The sequence below is a fragment of the Salinimonas lutimaris genome (assembly GCF_005222225.1).
GTDB lineage: Bacteria > Pseudomonadota > Gammaproteobacteria > Enterobacterales > Alteromonadaceae > Alteromonas > Alteromonas lutimaris.
This window is the reverse complement of the sequence record NZ_CP036536.1, coordinates 2,909,955-2,926,001: the sequence shown is the minus strand read 5'-3', so window position 1 is coordinate 2,926,001 and position 16,047 is coordinate 2,909,955. Positions and strand designations below refer to the sequence as shown.

Genomic DNA, 16,047 nt, shown 5'->3' with positions numbered 1-16,047 from the left:
GAATTTACTTCAACTCTTCGCGAATTTTTTCCTGGAATGCATCGAAAGTTTCTTCAACACCTTCACGCGGTTTACCAAACTTCGAAAGCACCAGAATAGTGATACTGGATAGTACGAATCCTGGAACAATCTCATACATCCAGGCAGTCAGAGGCTGACCATCAACCTGAATCGGTGCATAAATCCAGAACAGAACAGTCAGGGCGCCGACCACCATACCACCTAGCGCAGCGCGGCGGGTCATATCACGCTTAAACAGACTGAACAGTACTAGTGGACCAAATGCTGCGCCAAAGCCAGCCCAGGCATTACTAACCAGGTCAAGAATGGTGCTGTCACGATCATAAGCCAGATAAATAGCTACCGCTGCAACCAGCACAACAGAAGCCCGGCCAGCAATCACCAGCTCAGTTTCAGAAGCGTCGCGACGCAGGAATGCCTGATAGAAATCACCGGTCAGCGAGCTTGAGGTAACCAGTAACTGAGAAGAAATCGTACTCATGATAGCGGCCAGGATAGCAGCCAACAGGAAACCACCGATCAGCGGGTGGAACAGAATTTGTGAAAGATGGATAAAGATGGTCTCCGGATCCAGGCCTTCAGTGCCCTGAGCGGTGACATACACCATACCAAACAGACCTGTCATCAGTGCACCGATGATAGACACAATCATCCAGCTCATACCGATGTTACGTGCAGTAGGCACGTCTTTCACCGAACGGATTGCCATAAACCGAACAATAATATGTGGCTGACCAAAGTAACCAAGTCCCCATGCCAGTAAGGACAAAATACCGACAAAGGTCAGATTTTCAGCTGTGCTCGCATCGGCAAAGGCGTTTAACAGGGCAGGATCAATCTCACGTACTGAGTCCATCGCCTGACCGAATCCACCTAACTCTGAGATAGTGACAATGGGTACCATCACCAGCGAGACGAACATGATACAGCCCTGTACAAAGTCAGTCATACTGACCGCCATAAAGCCCCCTACCAGCGTATAGGCAACTACCACGGCAGTGGTGACATAAAGACCGGTTTCATAGCTCAGGCCGAATGAGGATTCAAACAGTTTACCCCCGGCAACCACACCCGAAGAGGTGTACAGTGTAAAGAAGATCACAATAACAACCGATGCGATGACACGGAGCATGCGACTGTTGTCATCGAATCGATTTTCGAAGTAATCAGGCAGGGTAATTGCGTTATTCGCCAGCTCGGTATAAACCCGCAGACGTGGCGCAACGAGAATGTAGTTGGCAAAGGCACCGAGTACCAGACCAATGGCAATCCAGCCAGCCGACAAGCCTGACACATACATTGCGCCGGGCAGACCCATTAACATCCAGCCGCTCATATCTGATGCGCCTGCAGAAAGTGCAGTAACAGCCGGGCCTAGCTGTCTGCCACCTAGCATGTAGCCTTCCACACTGGTATCGGTTTGCCGGTATGCAAAAAGACCAATTCCCAGCATCACTACAAAGTAAAGACCAAGAGAAATTATTGTACCTGTTGCCATATATCCTTCCTTATTTTTTCGGGCATGCTAACAGGAACTTACGTAAGTCTCCACGAATGAGGACAAATTGAACTCAAATTATTTTTCGGAATATTTTTGTTCAAATAAGAGAAAAGCCACATTTAAATGTGGCTTTGAGGGTAAAAATCAGGCAGAAAACTGAATGTTTTGGCGAACTTTTTCGGCCATTGGATTAAGGTTCGCTCCTTTCTCTCCAACCACCATTATGCTTGCATTTTGCAATGTAAATCCGGTGCCATCATAGTTATCATTACCAAAGTTATTGGGCACTTTTTCGCCTTTCTCCTGCGGGATGACGAAAACAGACATTTTTCCCTGTTCTGTGTTTAGAATTAAATGTATTCCACTGGCGTTTTCAAGATGACAATAATTGACCACCTCAACGTTACCGATAGCGTTTTTAAGACTGCCACCATAACTGGCCAGACGAGCGTTTACCTGTTCCAAATCCATACTGCGACGAATCCGGGGCAGCTCCTGTTTAAGGTGCACTACATGGGTCAGTGCCTGATACCCTAAATCATGAGGCTGCTGGGTAACGAGCAGTGTTCCTACTACACCAGCGGTTAACGCTACAGAGGCAGCTAACGCCACGTACCAGCGGGTACGCTTTTTTTGCTGCACAAAATCGTCGGTGGCCTGTTGCCAGATGAGTTTATGTGCCAAATCATCAGGCACCGGTACTTTGGCGGCCTGTTTAAGCTCGGCGTTCATCAAGCGTAATTGTTCACGGAACGCTTTTTTATCCGGATCCTGCTGCGCGGCGGCGATGACTTCGGGATCAGTTGTGTCGGGGTCGGCATACACTCTGCGCCGAAACTCTAACTCATCCATTTTGTTGACCTCTTACTTCTGACTGTTTGCTCATCATGTCCCTGAGCTGGTTTCGCGCCCGGAACAGGCGCGTCATAACGGTGTTTTTATTCAGGTTAAGTTGTTCTGCAATCTCCTCTCCACTATAGCCAAACAGCAATTGCAGTATCAAAGGTTCACGATATTCCACTGACAAGCCGGCTAACAGACGCTGCATTTCACTATGCTCTACTGACCGTTCTGCCATGGATGTTTCATCGGCAACTGGCGTGTCGTCAATATCGACAAGGTCAAGCTGCTTACGTTCAAAGCGACGCGCATTTTCGCGCCGTACGATTGTAATTAGCCAGGACTTGGCTGCTTTCTCGTCTTTCAGTGAGTCAAGCGAGCGCCAGGCACGAAGAAATGTCTCCTGTACAATGTCCTCAGCAATACTGCTGTCTTTAACCAGGTAGTAGGCATAGCGAAAAATATCCGCATGAAAAGCATGTACCAGGGCTTCATAACGTTTTTGTTTTTCTTTCATGTCAGAGGAGACCTGACGTGGGGAGGATTTCTTTCGTAGCCCCAGCATATTTTTCCCTTTTTTACAGAAATTGTTGATAAACAAACAAAAGGTCACTGCAAAATATAGCGTATTTTTGACTGTTGTCAGGGACTATAACGCAGACAGGGGTTCAGGAGGGGATGTTTTGAACAGGCCGGCGCTGTGCCGGCCTGGTTGTCGTGGGGATAAAGCGTTACTGTGCTGCGGTCTGCGCTATCCAGCGGTCGATTTTCTGCTCAAGCACAGCCAGGGGAACCGGCCCGTCTTTGAGAATTTCATCGTGGAATCCGGCAAAGTTGAACTTATCGCCCAGTTTTTGCTGTGCTTTGTCACGTAATTCCATAATTTTCAGCTTACCAATCATGTATGCGGTAGCCTGGCCGGGCAGGGCAATATAACGCTCTATAGCCTTTTGCGCGTCATACTGTGGATTAGGTGTGTTTTCCACCAGATACTCCACGGCTTCCTCCCGGCTCCATTGCTTGGCATGCAGGCCGGTGTCTACAACCAGTCGGCATGCCCGCCACAGTTCCATCGCCAGTCGGCCAAAGTCAGAGTAGGGATCTTCATAAAATCCCATATCTTTGGCCAACTCTTCACTATACAATCCCCAGCCCTCGGTATAAGCCGTTGCACTGATGTATTTCTGGAATTCAGGAACGCCTTCAAGCTCGGTGGCAATAGCACGTTGCATATGGTGACCAGGGATCCCCTCATGGTAAGCCAGTGCTTCCATCTGATAGGTTGGCATGGCCTTCATATCGTAAAGGTTGGCATAGTAAATACCGGGACGGGAACCATCTTTAGAGGGGTTTTGATAAAACGCCTTACCGGCCGATTTTTCACGAAAAGCTTCTACCCGTTTAACCACAATGTCGGCTTTTGGGACTAGTCCGAAATACTCAGGCAGGGCGTCACGCATCGTGTCTATAATAGCCTTGGCTTCTTTTAAATAGCGCTCACGGCCGGCTTTATCGCTGGGATAATAAAACTGTTCGTCGTCGCGCATAAAGGCAAAAAATTCCTGCAACGAGCCGTCAAATTCCACCTGTTGCATAATTTCTTTCATCTGGCGATGAATGCGAGCCACATTATCCAGGCCAATTTTGTGCACCTCATCGGCGCTCAGGTCAGTGGTGGTGTACCAGGCCAGACGGTTTTTGTACCACTCATCGCCATTAGGTAAACGCCAGACGCCATCGCCTTCCGGGGTCAACTCTCGCTGTTGTTCAAACTTAGCAATCAAATCGGTGTAGGCTGGTTTTACTGAGGTCAGCAGGGCTGCTTTTGCTTCTTCAAGCAAACCTTGCTTCTCGGTGTCAGTTATCTCCAGGGCACGTACTTTGGTATTAAAATCTTCCCAAAGCGTGGAATTTTCTTCGCTGGTATCAAACGGTGCGCCTGAAATCACATTGTTGGCTGCTTCAATCATCTGATCGTATGACCAGGCTGGAGGAAACACGCCGGCTTTCTGGCGCAGATCAAGCTGGTCGATTATCTGACTGAAGTAGGTGTCGACATTATCCAGTCGGCTGATATAAGCCTTGGCGTCTTCTTTGTTATTGATGGTGTGCATGTTAATCAGCAAGCTGGGCACACTGGTGTGCGGGCCATAAAACTGGTTAACGATATAGGTATGATGACGGAATTTATCGTTCTCGATAGCGCGCTCAAGTTTGTAGCGGTACAGTTTCAGGCTGAGTTTTTCCTGATCATCCAGCTTGCTTTCATCAAAGGTATCCAGCTCTTCAAGACGATTTTTGGCAATCGCGGTAGACTGTTCGATAAATTCTTCGCTGACATTGTCCCACTTATCATAATCCCACTTATAGCCAAGATAAGACTGGAAAGTAGGCGAACGTTTGAGATCTTCTTCAAACGTGCGCTCAAAAAAAGCGGCCAGACGTTCTGATTCTGGTTGCGCGGCAATTTCTTTGGTGGTTTCGGTTTCACCACCATTAACCGGTTCTGCTGGTTTTTTTGCCGGTGAGCAGGCCAGTAGCCCGCTCACTGCCAGCGCAATAGCGCCCAGGCGAAAGCTGGATTGTTTCATTCTGTCTCCCTGTGCGCTGCAAGTTCACCATTATAAACCAGCGCCTCAGGGGATCAGGAATACAAGGGAGGCAGCGCCTGTTGTTTTGATTTCTGCAGTTGTAGCCACTGCTGTCGGACCGACGCTATAGCCTGTGCCATGGCGTCTTTATCCCATTTAGTATGCCCATTGCCATAACAGGATGCCAGCATATTATCCAGATGTGGCTGCAGGGAGGCCGTCAGGGACCAGTCAGCCGGCCGGCCGGTAGTGACCGGACTGATGCTGTTAAGCCACTGGGACAGCGCCCGCTGGATCTGATTGACCGAGCCGCCGGACAGAGCCTGTTGTAATTGCTGATAATACTGCTGCTCGGTCGATTCACCCGGCGTGCCGGACACCCCGGTAGCAGTAGACTGAGGGAGCTGACCCAGCTTACGACGGTAGTACGCAATCACCACTATCAACAAAACCACAAGCAACAGTACTAACGCACTGAGTATCATCAGCCACGGCGACGATGGTACCGCCGGACTTTCTGTCGCAGGCTGTTCTGTGGTCGGGGCGACCGCCGTGTTATCTGAGGTGCCGGCTGTAGAGGGCGGTGGCGCTGGTGCAGCGCTGGCGGCGGTATCGGGTTTTACCTCAATCTGGCGGGCCGGCAGTTTGGCATATTCAGTCTGACCGGTGCTTACGTTAAACCACGGAATCGTGATGTCAGGCAGCACAAATAAGCCCGGTTTGGTTGGGATCACTGCGGTGGATTCTACCCGCTGGGCAATCAGGGTGTTGTTTTTGTCGACCGTGGCGGTTTTGGCCTGATCAGGGTAGGTTTTAAAACCCGGTGGATAGTTTTTCGGAAACTCGGGTAGTTGTTCTTCCACCACGCCTGTGGCGGTCAGTGTGATAGTACGGGTAACCGGCTCGCCCACTTTAAAGGTTGCATTTTGCGGCCATTCTTCGTTGATATCCACATACTCACTAGGCAGCCAGTGATAATCAATATCGGCCGGTTCGGGTTTAACCGTGATGGTAATATCCGGGCCCAGCCGGTTAATGGTTTGAGTACGGTTGAAAAAACCAAAACTCTGGCGGGTGTTTGGCGCCATCACCTCGCCGGTAAATACCGGTCCTCTTAAACGATATTCACCGGAGCGCTGGGGAACGACCGCAAAGTTTCTTTCAATCACGGTATAGCGGCGACCATTAACAATCTCTGTAGAACGCTTGTCATCGCCCAACTGTGAAATTTGCGCTTGCTCCATTTCCGGGGCCTGTAATGTGCCTCGTTCAATATCTGAAGCCAAATACAGTTTGACGGTGTAGCGGATTTGCTGATGAAGATATACCTCGGTGCTGTCGGCAGAGGTGGTGACGTAATAATCCCGGGCCTCTTGCTGCTGATCTTCACCAGCCTGCTGGACCGGAATGACCTTCACCTGAATGGGCTGCGTCTGCTGACCGCCAATTGAAAATGAGGGTATGGTGAATGTCCCTTTATCGCGAGGAAATAACACCGTGGTCCAGGTTACCGAGTCCGTGCGGCTACCATTAACAATACTGGTGCGATTACTGATAGAGGTGCGGCCTACCACAAAATCATTTAGCAGCGGCGAGCTGTCAAAGGCGTCACGGTCAGCATCGCCAGTGGCTGTGACCGATAACCGAATAGCTTCATCAACCATCACCGGATTTTTATCAATCCCGGCAACGACACTGTTTACCTGCGCCTGAAGATGCAGGCTGACAACTAAACCAAACAGAATTAACCATACCTTTTTCATTTACCACTCACTCTGGTTGGACGGCGGGCGTCGATGCTGACGTTGTTGTGCCTCCAGTTGCATTTTGCGTTTAAGTAAAAATGCAGGATCATCAGGAATCCGGCGTTTCAGGTTTTCCAGACGCTGCATATTTTCTTTTTCTTCTTCTGTCAGCGGGTGTTCACTGACACCCGCAGTATCAGCCTGTTCGCTGGCCTGAGCATCTTTCTCTTCGGCTTGTTGTGCCCTGGCCGCTGCACTTTGCTCATTCTGAGATGATGAGTCCGTGGTGCTGTCCTGTGCTGATGCGTTCTGCTGTGTTTGGTTATCTTGCTGAGCACGGGCTGACGGTTGCTTACCGGATGAGTCAGTCTCATTGCGATTATCCTGTTGCGCAGAGTCACTGTTCTGTTGTCCGGATGGTTGTTGTGACGCTGAGCGTTGAGCATCATCAGAATTCTGCTGTGCGGTATTATCCTGACTTTTTTGCTGGCTGGAAGAATCCGCGTTATCAGAGGCAGAATGGTCTTGCGGCGATGATGAATTGTCACCAGACTGGCTCTGCTGTTGCTGTTGCTGTTGCTGTTGCTGTTGCTGTTGCTGTTGTTGTTGCTCCAGCAGTTTCTCAATCAGCGCTTTATTGGCTTTTGCATCAGCATGGTCAGGCTCGCTGGCCAGAACATCATTGTAAGCTTGCAGTGCATCCTCATAGCGGCCCAGCCGGGTCAGCGCATTACCTTCATTGTACTTCGCCTGCGGGCCATGTTGTTGTGCAAATAACGCGGCAGCCGTGTCGTAGTCACCCGCCTGATATGCAGCCGATGCCCGCCATTGAGTATCCTCAAAGGTTTGGACTGCCGCATCGAATTGCTGCTTGCGGTAGAGCTTCCGGCCTTGCTGATCAGCATTTTTAAACGTGGTATCCAGCCAGCTGAGGGGCTTGGCTGTCACCTCTTGCTGCTGCGCATGGACAGGAGGCGATAACATCGGGATGCTTGCGAAGAGCAGCAACACAGCAAAGATACCACGCCGGAAAAAGGGCAGGACCAGGGGCAGGCACAGCAATAGCAGGTAAGGACCGGCCTCCTGCCATTTGTCGCCGCCCATCACGTTGTCAGTCTGTTTGGCATCCTGTTGTTTGGCTGCCTGTGAGGCGCGGGCCAGCGCTTTGATATCACTATCATTGCTAGCCAAACCGATATACTTTCCTCCACCGCTGCGGGCCAGAGTTTTAAGCTGAGCTGCGCGCATCTTTGGAACCACAATCTGGCCGCGGCTGTCTTTGAGTAATTCTCCGTTGGCTTGCTTAATTGGCGCTCCGTCGCGGGTACCTATACCCAGAATATGCAGGGTATAAGGGGAGTCCTGCAAGAAGGCTTGCAGCTCACCCATCTGGGATAACTCCACACCATCAGTGACCCAGTAAATATCCCCCTGTTTATAGCCGGCATTCTGGAGCAGATCACTGGCACTGAGAAACCCCGCCAGCGGATCGCTGCCGGCCACTGGCATGATTTCTGGGCTCAGGCTGGGGATCAGTGCAGACAGGTTACGATAGTCTGCGGTTAGCGGGCTGATGGTAAAGGCGTCACCTGCGTAGGCGACCAGACCGGTTTCTCCGTCACCAATGGCTTTCACTAAATCCATGGCTTTATATTTGGCCCGGGTCAGACGATCCGGTGCCACATCCGTACTGCGCATGGATAGGGACATATCCATAACCACCACATGTCCGGCCTGAACCTGATAAACCGGTTGGGGCAAGCGTTGCCAGGTTGGCCCTGCCAGTGCCAGCGTGGCCAGAACCCAGCAAATCAACAGCAATCCGGGAAGCCAGGAACCGCTTTGCTGCTGTTTACCGGCAACCATATGCTGATAAAGATGCGGTGCAATCACACCCTGCCAGCCTGACTGTTGTTTACGCCAGTATTTAAAGCCGGCAAACATCAGTATGGCGGGAAGCAGGGCCAGCAACCAGTAAGGGCGAATAAAATGAAAGTGTTGCAGAATATCGCTCATGCTAGTGCTGTGCTCCTGCTGTAACAGAATTCAGGCTCAGGCGCGGTTTTATAATAGCCACAGCCACCAGAAGAAAGCTTACGATCAGGGCTGCTGCCAGCGGGTAGAAAAACAGGGCTGTCAGCGGGCGTAATTTCTGACCATCTGCCTCAATCGGCTCCAGTTCATCCAGCCGGCTGTAAATCTGTTCCAGTTCACTGACATCCCTGGCGCGAAAATACTTACCACCAGTTGAATTGGCAATATCGGTCAGCATGTCCTCGTCCAGCTCCTGAGAAGGATTGACCTGCCGGCTGCCAAAGAAACTCTGCACCACCATAGAGTCGGCGCCCACACCAATAGTGTAAACAGTAACGTCATTTTCCACAGCCAATTCCTTTGCCTGAGCCGGCGTAATATTTCCTGCCGTGTTTTGACCGTCAGTCAGCAAAATAACCACTTTGTTGGTTTTTTTCTTGTCATCGAAGCGCTTTACGGCAAGTCCGATAGCATCGCCAATCGCGGTTTGTTCGCCCACCAGACCAATCACGGCCTCATCCAGTAATTGCGCCACAGTTTGCCGGTCGAAAGTCAGCGGCGCCTGCAAATAGGCGGTATCGGCAAATAGAATCAGCCCCAGACGATCTGATAACCGGCGTTTGATAAAATCGTGCAGCACGGATTTTGTCATGGTCAGTCGATTGACCCGATCACCATTTAGGGTCATATCATCGATTTTCATACTGCCGGACAAATCCACCGCCAGCATCATTTCCCGCCCTTCATTAGGAACGCTGACCGGCTCGCCAAGCCACTGTGGTCTGGCGGCAGCGGTGATCAGTAAAAGCCAGATGAGGCTCAGTAGCACCGGCAGGGTAACCGACCGGGCGGCTACTGTGCTGTGTTCTGTTTGGCCGGGTAGCACTGCTGGCACATGTAATGCCGCATCCTGTTGCTGCGCCTTACCCGGCAACAGCCACACTAATAATGGCAAGGGAAGCAGAAAAAAAGCCCACCACCAGACAAACTCAACCATGCCGGGCTCCGGTGTCAGACTGAGCGGCTGCGTCGGCCACCTGGCGGAAATTGGCTTTGCTTAACCAGTCCAGCGCGGCTTTCTGGCAGGTGTCAAAACTTCCTGGGTCCGGTTTGGCTGGCTGATAAAGCATATCCTGTAGTTGTCCAAGCCGGCTGGCCACCGCAGATTTAGGGCCGCTTCTGAGCTGGCTAATCATAAACTGAGTCCAGCGCTGGCCATACAGGCCTGACATTGTTTCGGCCGGAAAATAAGCCATAGCGGTGCGCTTGAGAATCTGATTAATCTGACTGGGCCAGTCATTATGACTTACGCTGATCTCCCGCACCGCTTGCTGAGCCTGACGGCGGGCTGCATTGAAGCGTCGCTGACGACGCCACCAGACGACGGCGCTAATAATACAGACGGCGGCCAGAATGATCAGTACCCACCAACCCCACGCCAGCGGCCAGACCGCTACTTCAGACGGCGGATGGATATCTTTTAATTGCGCCAGCATTTGTTGTTCTTGTTCGTTCATTGGCTGCGAAAACCCTGTGAATTTAGCTGTTCATCCAACGCCTGTCCGGCACTGATGAGTTGTAACGATATACCGGCCAGTTGTAGCGCGTTTTTAATGTGCTGTGACTGCTGCTCACGAAAATGCTGATATTGCATCTGTTGTTGCTGACTACCCAGTAACCAGCTTTGCCGGTGGATGCCATCAGTCACCTGAACCCGGCGCTGATTCGGAACATCAGGCAGGGCCTGTTCCAACGGGTCAGTAATCATCAGTGCTTTAACCTCGCAATGACGACTTAACGTAGTCAGGTGCTGACACGCTGTAGCTGATAGCTGGCTAAAATCTGAAATAACATAAACCAGGCTACCCGGGCGAGCCAGTCGGCGGGCACGGGCACAACTGTCTTCAAATGCCTGGGCAGACGGGGTGGCAGAGCTTTGCGTCTGGCTTATCTGAATCAGCTGGTGGCAGATAGATAACACCGATTGTTTGCGAGACTGAGGTTTGCACTCACGATGCAGGGTATCTGAAAAAATCAGTGCGCCGGTTTTATCGCCGCGCTGTACCGCAGCCCAGCTAATGAGTGAGGTAAGGTGTGCAGCCTGCACACTTTTTAGCAGCAGCTGAGTACCAAATCGCATTGGCCGGGAGAGATCGCATAGTACGAATACCGGCCGCTCTCGTTCTTCACGATAAATTTTGGTGTGGGTTTTCCCGGTCCGGGCTGTCACCCGCCAATCAATTGCACGAATATCATCCCCGGGCTGGTAGTGACGAGCCTCGTCAAACTCCATCCCGCGTCCCTTATGCTTGCTAAGATACATGCCAGACATCGCCGCATGAAGCTGCTTGCCAGGTTTAAGGTTAATCAGTTGCGTTAACTGCCGATACCGCAACAACTCTGTCATATCCAGATTAACGCCGTCTGACTGCAACTGCTGCAGCCACTGTTGATGGTTTTTCATGAGCTAGGGAACAGCCACCTTCTGAACAATGCGATCCAGTACCTGATTAGCGGTAATACCCTGAGCTTCCGCCTGATACGACAGAATCAGGCGATGCCGTAATACATTGTGGACAACGGCCTGAATGTCATCAGGGCCGACAAAGTCGCGGCCTGCCAGCCACGCATGAGCCCGAGCACAACGGTCCAGAGCAATGGTGGCCCGCGGGCTGACACCCATTTCAATCCATTGCGCAAGGTCTGCATCAACGACTGCCGGTGTTCGGGTTGCCATGATCAGCTGCACCAGATACTGCTCCAGCTCAGGTGCCATATGCAGCGACAATGCCTGTTTGCGCGCGGTGAAAATATCTGCCTGAGTCAGGCGCACTGGTTTAGCCGCTGCGCTATCGAGATCTTCGCCCCGGGTCAGGCGCAGGATATCCAGCTCGGTATCTGCGCCCGGATAATCAATTTCCACATGCATCAAAAAGCGATCCAGCTGGGCTTCAGGTAGCGGGTAGGTGCCTTCCTGTTCCAGCGGGTTTTGTGTGGCCATGACCAGAAACAGCGGGGGAAGGGTGTAGGTTTTGTTACCCACGGTTATCTGCCGCTCAGCCATCGCTTCCAGTAACGCTGACTGTACTTTAGCCGGCGCCCGGTTAATCTCGTCTGCCAGTACCAGATTGTGGAACAGCGGCCCTTGCTGAAAAACAAATTCACCGGTTTCGGGGCGGTAAATATCCGTACCGGTCAGGTCGGCCGGCAACAGATCCGGCGTAAACTGGACCCGGTGAAAATTACCGTCGATACCATTAGCCAGTGCATTGATAGCGCGGGTTTTAGCTAACCCCGGCGGTCCTTCAACTAATAAATGTCCGTCGGCCAGTAAGGCGACAAGAAGACTGCGGGTAAGCTGGCTCTGGCCAATAATCTGCGAGTTCAGGTAAGCGAAAAGTTGCTGAAACTGCTCTGCTGCCATGATGTTATCTATTCCTAATACAAACCGGTATGACGTGCACAGTGCACATCACAAAACGTGCCTTCAATACAGACACAAAACTTCATATATGGTTCCAACATAAATCTTCAAGTTGTTGACGTAAATTCGTTTTTGTTCTGGTCTATGATTGTGCATGCGGTATGCTGAGACTGTCAGCGCGTACTGCATTATTATCCTGTGACATTAGCAGGATTACTACGAGGAAGAAACGGCGAAGCATCAGACTGGCTCTATTAACGCCGATGTAAGGCAGCATTTGCTATTTCGTTGATAGTCTGTAAAATCGGATTAAATACAGGTCAGACCACTTGTGTGAGTGGCGAACGATTCAGGTACATTATGGCTAAGAAACAAGAAGTTACAACGCGCTCGGGCGATCGTATTGCGATTGTTTCCGGTTTGCGCACTCCGTTTGCAAAGATGGCAACTTATTTTCATGGCGTTCCGGCTGTGGATTTGGGCAAGATGGTGGTGAATGAACTGCTCATCCGTAATGGTGTAGCACCAGAGTTGGTTGATCAGGTTGTCTATGGGCAGGTTGTTCAGATGCCAGAAGCGCCTAACATCGCCCGCGAAATTGTGCTGGGTACCGGCATGAATGTGCATACAGACGCTTACAGCGTATCGCGCGCCTGTGCCACCAGTTTTCAGTCAGCGGTAAACATTGCTGAAAGTATGATGGCTGGCACTATTCAGGTAGGCATTGCCGGTGGTGCAGACTCAACATCGGTGTCGCCTATCGGGGTGTCTAAAAATCTGGCCCGCACACTGGTTGACTTGCAAAAAGCCAAAACCATGGGGCAGAAATTCAACTTATTCAAAAAGCTGAGCTTTAAAGATTTAATGCCGGTACCGCCGGCTGTGGCTGAGTATTCGACAGGTTTGTCGATGGGCGATACTGCCGAGCAGATGGCCAAAACCCATAGTATTTCCAGACAGGAACAAGACAAGCTGGCACACCGTTCCCATTCTTTTGCTGCCCAGAGTTGGGAAGCCGGAAAGCTGGATAATGAAGTGATGACCGCTTACGCCGAGCCTTTTAAAGGCGCGCTGGGCCGGGATAATAATGTCCGTTTTGATTCTACCCTGGAAGGCTATGCCAAACTGCGTCCGGTCTTTGATCGCAAGTATGGCTCAGTTACTGCCGCCAACGCCACGCCCCTGACAGACGGGGCATCAGCGGTGTTAATGATGACGGAGAGCCGGGCTAAAGAGCTGGGCTACACGCCTTTAGGCTATATCCGCAGTTATGCGTTTTCGGCCATTGATGTATGGGAAGACATGCTGATGGGGCCGTCGTATGCCACACCTATCGCGCTGGATCGCGCTGGTATGACATTAAACGATTTAACCCTGATTGAGATGCACGAGGCGTTTGCCGCCCAGACACTGGCTAACGTGAAAATGTTTGCCAGCGATAAATTTGCCAAAGAAAAGCTGGGCCGCGATAAAGCGACCGGTGAAATCGATATGGACAAATTTAACGTGATGGGGAGCTCGATTGCCTATGGACACCCCTTTGCCGCCACCGGGACACGAATGATTACGCAAATGCTGAATGAACTGCAGCGTCGTGGAGGTGGTACCGGTCTGCTAACTGCCTGTGCAGCAGGTGGCCTGGGTGCAGCAATGATCGTGGAGACAGAGTAATGAGTCAGGAAACCAAACAAGTGAATACTGAAGAGACCATCGCCGCACAAAGTGCGTTCAGTTTACATAAAAAAGATAATGGCGTGGCCGTACTGACTATTGATGTACCCGGTGAGTCCATGAATACCCTGAAAGCAGCCTTTACCGAACAGGTAAACGCCATGCTAGATGAGATTGATGCAGATAAAAGCATCAAAGGAGTGGTGGTCGTCAGTGGCAAGAAAAAATCATTTATTGCCGGCGCTGATATCAGCATGCTGGCAGCCTGCAAAACAGCCGAAGATGCCCAGAAAATTGCCGCGGGAGGTCAGGAGGTATTTGACCGGATCGAAAAAATGCGGGCTACGTTTGTTGCAGCTATTCATGGCCCTGCCTTGGGTGGTGGTCTGGAGCTTGCGCTGGCGTGTCACTATCGCGTGTGTACAGATGACTCGGCGACCCAGCTGGGCTTACCTGAAGTGCAGCTAGGCCTGTTACCCGGCAGCGGCGGTACGCAGCGTTTGCCACGGTTGATAGGTGTGCAGCAGGCAATGAAGATGATCCTGACCGGGGCGCCGGCACGAGCCAAGCAAGCCAAAAAATATGGCATTGTGGATGAGGTTGTGCCATTAAGCGTGCTGGTGGATGTGGCAGAGCAGTTTGCGTTAAAGCGTAAGCCAGAACGTGCTGCGCCGCAAAAAGGCATGATGGCTAAATTGCTTGAGCAAAATGGCATGGGCCGCTCGGTGATGTTTAAAAAAGCCAGAGAGCAGACGTTCAGCAAAACCAAGGGCAACTATCCGGCACCGGGCAAAATCATTGATGTGATTGAAACCGGCATGAACGAGGGAATGGCAGCTGGCCTGCGGGCAGAAGCAAAAGCGTTTGGTGAGTTAGTTATGACGCCGGAGTCCTTCCAGTTACGCCAGATTTTCTTTGCTACCACAGAAATGAAAAAAGAACATGGTGTTGAAGGCGTTGAGCCGCGCAAAGTGCTTAAGTCTGGCGTGTTAGGTGGCGGCCTGATGGGCGGAGGCATTGCCTTTGTGTCGGCGACAAAAGCGGGCGTGCCGGTGCGGATTAAAGATATTCGCCCGGAAGGTATTGCCAATGCGATGAAGTATTCTTATGACCTGCTTAATGCGAAAGTGAAAAAGCGTCATCTGATGAAATCGCAGATGCAAAAGCAATTGTCATTATTAACCGGCTCGCTGGATTACAACGGATTTGCAGATACTGATATCGTGATTGAGGCGGTGTTTGAAGATGTCGGCCTGAAACAGTCTATGGTGACGGATATTGAGGCAAACTGTAAAGAAAATACTATTTTTGCTTCTAATACTTCATCTATTCCGATTGGTCAGATTGCTGAAAAAGCCAGCCGTCCTGACAATGTAGTAGGTCTGCATTATTTCTCACCGGTTGACAAAATGCCGCTGGCTGAAATTATTGCGCATGATAAAACGTCAGACGAAACCATCTCCACTACCGTGGAGTTTGCCCGCAGACAGGGTAAAACACCAATTGTAGTGAAAGATGGCGCGGGTTTTTATGTCAACCGGATTCTGGCACCGTACATGAATGAAGCCGCTAATTTGCTGCTGGCCGGTGAACCGGTAGATCATATTGATAAATCTCTGGTCAAGTTTGGCTTCCCGGTTGGCCCGGTTAAGCTACTTGACGAAGTGGGGATTGATGTTGGGACTAAAATCATTCCTATTCTGGTTGATGCATTTGGTGAGCGCTTCACCGCACCAGAAGCCTTTGACAAAGTGCTGGCTGATGATCGCAAAGGCAAGAAAAACAAGAAGGGCTTCTACCTGTATGAGGGGAAAAAGCCAGGTAAGGAAGTGGATGAAAGCATCTATAGCCTGCTTAATGTTACGCCTTCTTCAACCAAGAGTGAAAAGGAAGTGGCCGAGCGTTGTGTGCTGATGATGCTGAACGAAGCTGCGCGTTGCCTGGAAGAAGGTGTTATCCGAAACCCACGTGATGGGGACATTGGAGCGATCTTTGGTATTGGCTTCCCGCCTTTCCTGGGTGGGCCATTCCGCTATATGGACACCTTAGGGTCAGCCAAGGTAGTCGAAAAACTAAGACATTACGCTGCCAAATCAGGAGATAAGTTCACGCCTTGTGATTATCTGGTCAATATGGCTGAAGAAAACAAAACCTTTTACTAAATAAAGGCTTTATAGCAAAAACCCGGCAAAGGCCGGGTTTTTTAATGCCTGAAACAAA

The 16,047-nt window shown here is 50.8% G+C and carries 12 protein-coding genes; 2 read left to right on the top strand and 10 right to left on the bottom strand.

All coding sequences use genetic code 11. The features are described 5' to 3' along the window. Positions 1–4: 4 nt before the first annotated feature. From putP to EZV72_RS12830, 10 genes are all read right to left on the bottom strand, one after another. The gene (gene putP / locus EZV72_RS12875; RefSeq protein ID WP_137167613.1) at positions 5–1,519 is read right to left on the bottom strand and encodes a sodium/proline symporter PutP; all 1,515 of its coding nucleotides are present in this window, start codon (positions 1,517–1,519) and stop codon (positions 5–7) included. A 147-nt stretch (positions 1,520–1,666) separates the two neighbouring features. Then, positions 1,667–2,374, bottom strand: a complete 708-nt coding sequence (locus EZV72_RS12870; RefSeq protein WP_137167612.1) for a DUF3379 family protein — start codon at positions 2,372–2,374, stop codon at positions 1,667–1,669. Further along, positions 2,367–2,879, bottom strand: coding sequence for a sigma-70 family RNA polymerase sigma factor (locus tag EZV72_RS12865; protein ID WP_232364417.1), 513 nt, complete (start codon positions 2,877–2,879; stop codon positions 2,367–2,369). Before EZV72_RS12865 ends, EZV72_RS12870 begins: the two co-directional genes overlap by 8 nt. Before the next feature lie 214 nt (positions 2,880–3,093). Next, entirely contained in the window at positions 3,094–4,953 is a 1,860-nt protein-coding gene (locus tag EZV72_RS12860) for a DUF885 domain-containing protein (RefSeq protein ID WP_137167610.1), read from the bottom strand. A 53-nt stretch (positions 4,954–5,006) separates the two neighbouring features. Then, entirely contained in the window at positions 5,007–6,716 is a 1,710-nt protein-coding gene (locus EZV72_RS12855; protein ID WP_137167609.1) for a BatD family protein, read from the bottom strand. Continuing rightward, positions 6,717–8,714 carry a vWA domain-containing protein gene (locus EZV72_RS12850; protein WP_137167608.1) on the bottom strand — a complete coding sequence of 666 codons (1,998 nt, stop codon included), beginning with the start codon at positions 8,712–8,714 and terminating at the stop codon, positions 6,717–6,719. Between the two features lies 1 nt (position 8,715). Beyond that, positions 8,716–9,729 carry a vWA domain-containing protein gene (locus EZV72_RS12845; RefSeq protein WP_137167607.1) on the bottom strand — a complete coding sequence of 338 codons (1,014 nt, stop codon included), beginning with the start codon at positions 9,727–9,729 and terminating at the stop codon, positions 8,716–8,718. Continuing rightward, positions 9,722–10,249 (bottom strand): DUF4381 domain-containing protein, encoded by a 528-nt coding sequence (locus EZV72_RS12840; protein WP_137167606.1) that lies wholly within the window; start codon positions 10,247–10,249, stop codon positions 9,722–9,724. Before EZV72_RS12840 ends, EZV72_RS12845 begins: the two co-directional genes overlap by 8 nt. Further along, positions 10,246–11,196 (bottom strand): DUF58 domain-containing protein, encoded by a 951-nt coding sequence (locus tag EZV72_RS12835; protein ID WP_137167605.1) that lies wholly within the window; start codon positions 11,194–11,196, stop codon positions 10,246–10,248. The genes EZV72_RS12840 and EZV72_RS12835 overlap by 4 nt, the downstream gene beginning before the upstream one ends. A gap of 3 nt (positions 11,197–11,199) precedes the next feature. Further along, positions 11,200–12,156 carry an AAA family ATPase gene (locus EZV72_RS12830; RefSeq protein WP_137167604.1) on the bottom strand — a complete coding sequence of 319 codons (957 nt, stop codon included), beginning with the start codon at positions 12,154–12,156 and terminating at the stop codon, positions 11,200–11,202. A 360-nt stretch (positions 12,157–12,516) separates the two neighbouring features. On the opposite strand from EZV72_RS12830, the gene fadI reads away from it, so the two are divergent. Together fadI and fadJ are read left to right on the top strand one after the other, a co-directional pair. Further along, a complete protein-coding gene (gene fadI / locus EZV72_RS12825) occupies positions 12,517–13,827 on the top strand; it encodes an acetyl-CoA C-acyltransferase FadI (RefSeq protein ID WP_137167603.1) in 1,311 nt (436 codons plus the stop codon). After that, on the top strand, positions 13,827–15,989 hold the full coding sequence (gene fadJ, locus EZV72_RS12820; protein WP_137167602.1) for a fatty acid oxidation complex subunit alpha FadJ: 2,163 nt from the start codon (positions 13,827–13,829) through the stop codon (positions 15,987–15,989). Before fadI ends, fadJ begins: the two co-directional genes overlap by 1 nt. The last annotated feature ends 58 nt before the right edge of the window (positions 15,990–16,047 follow it).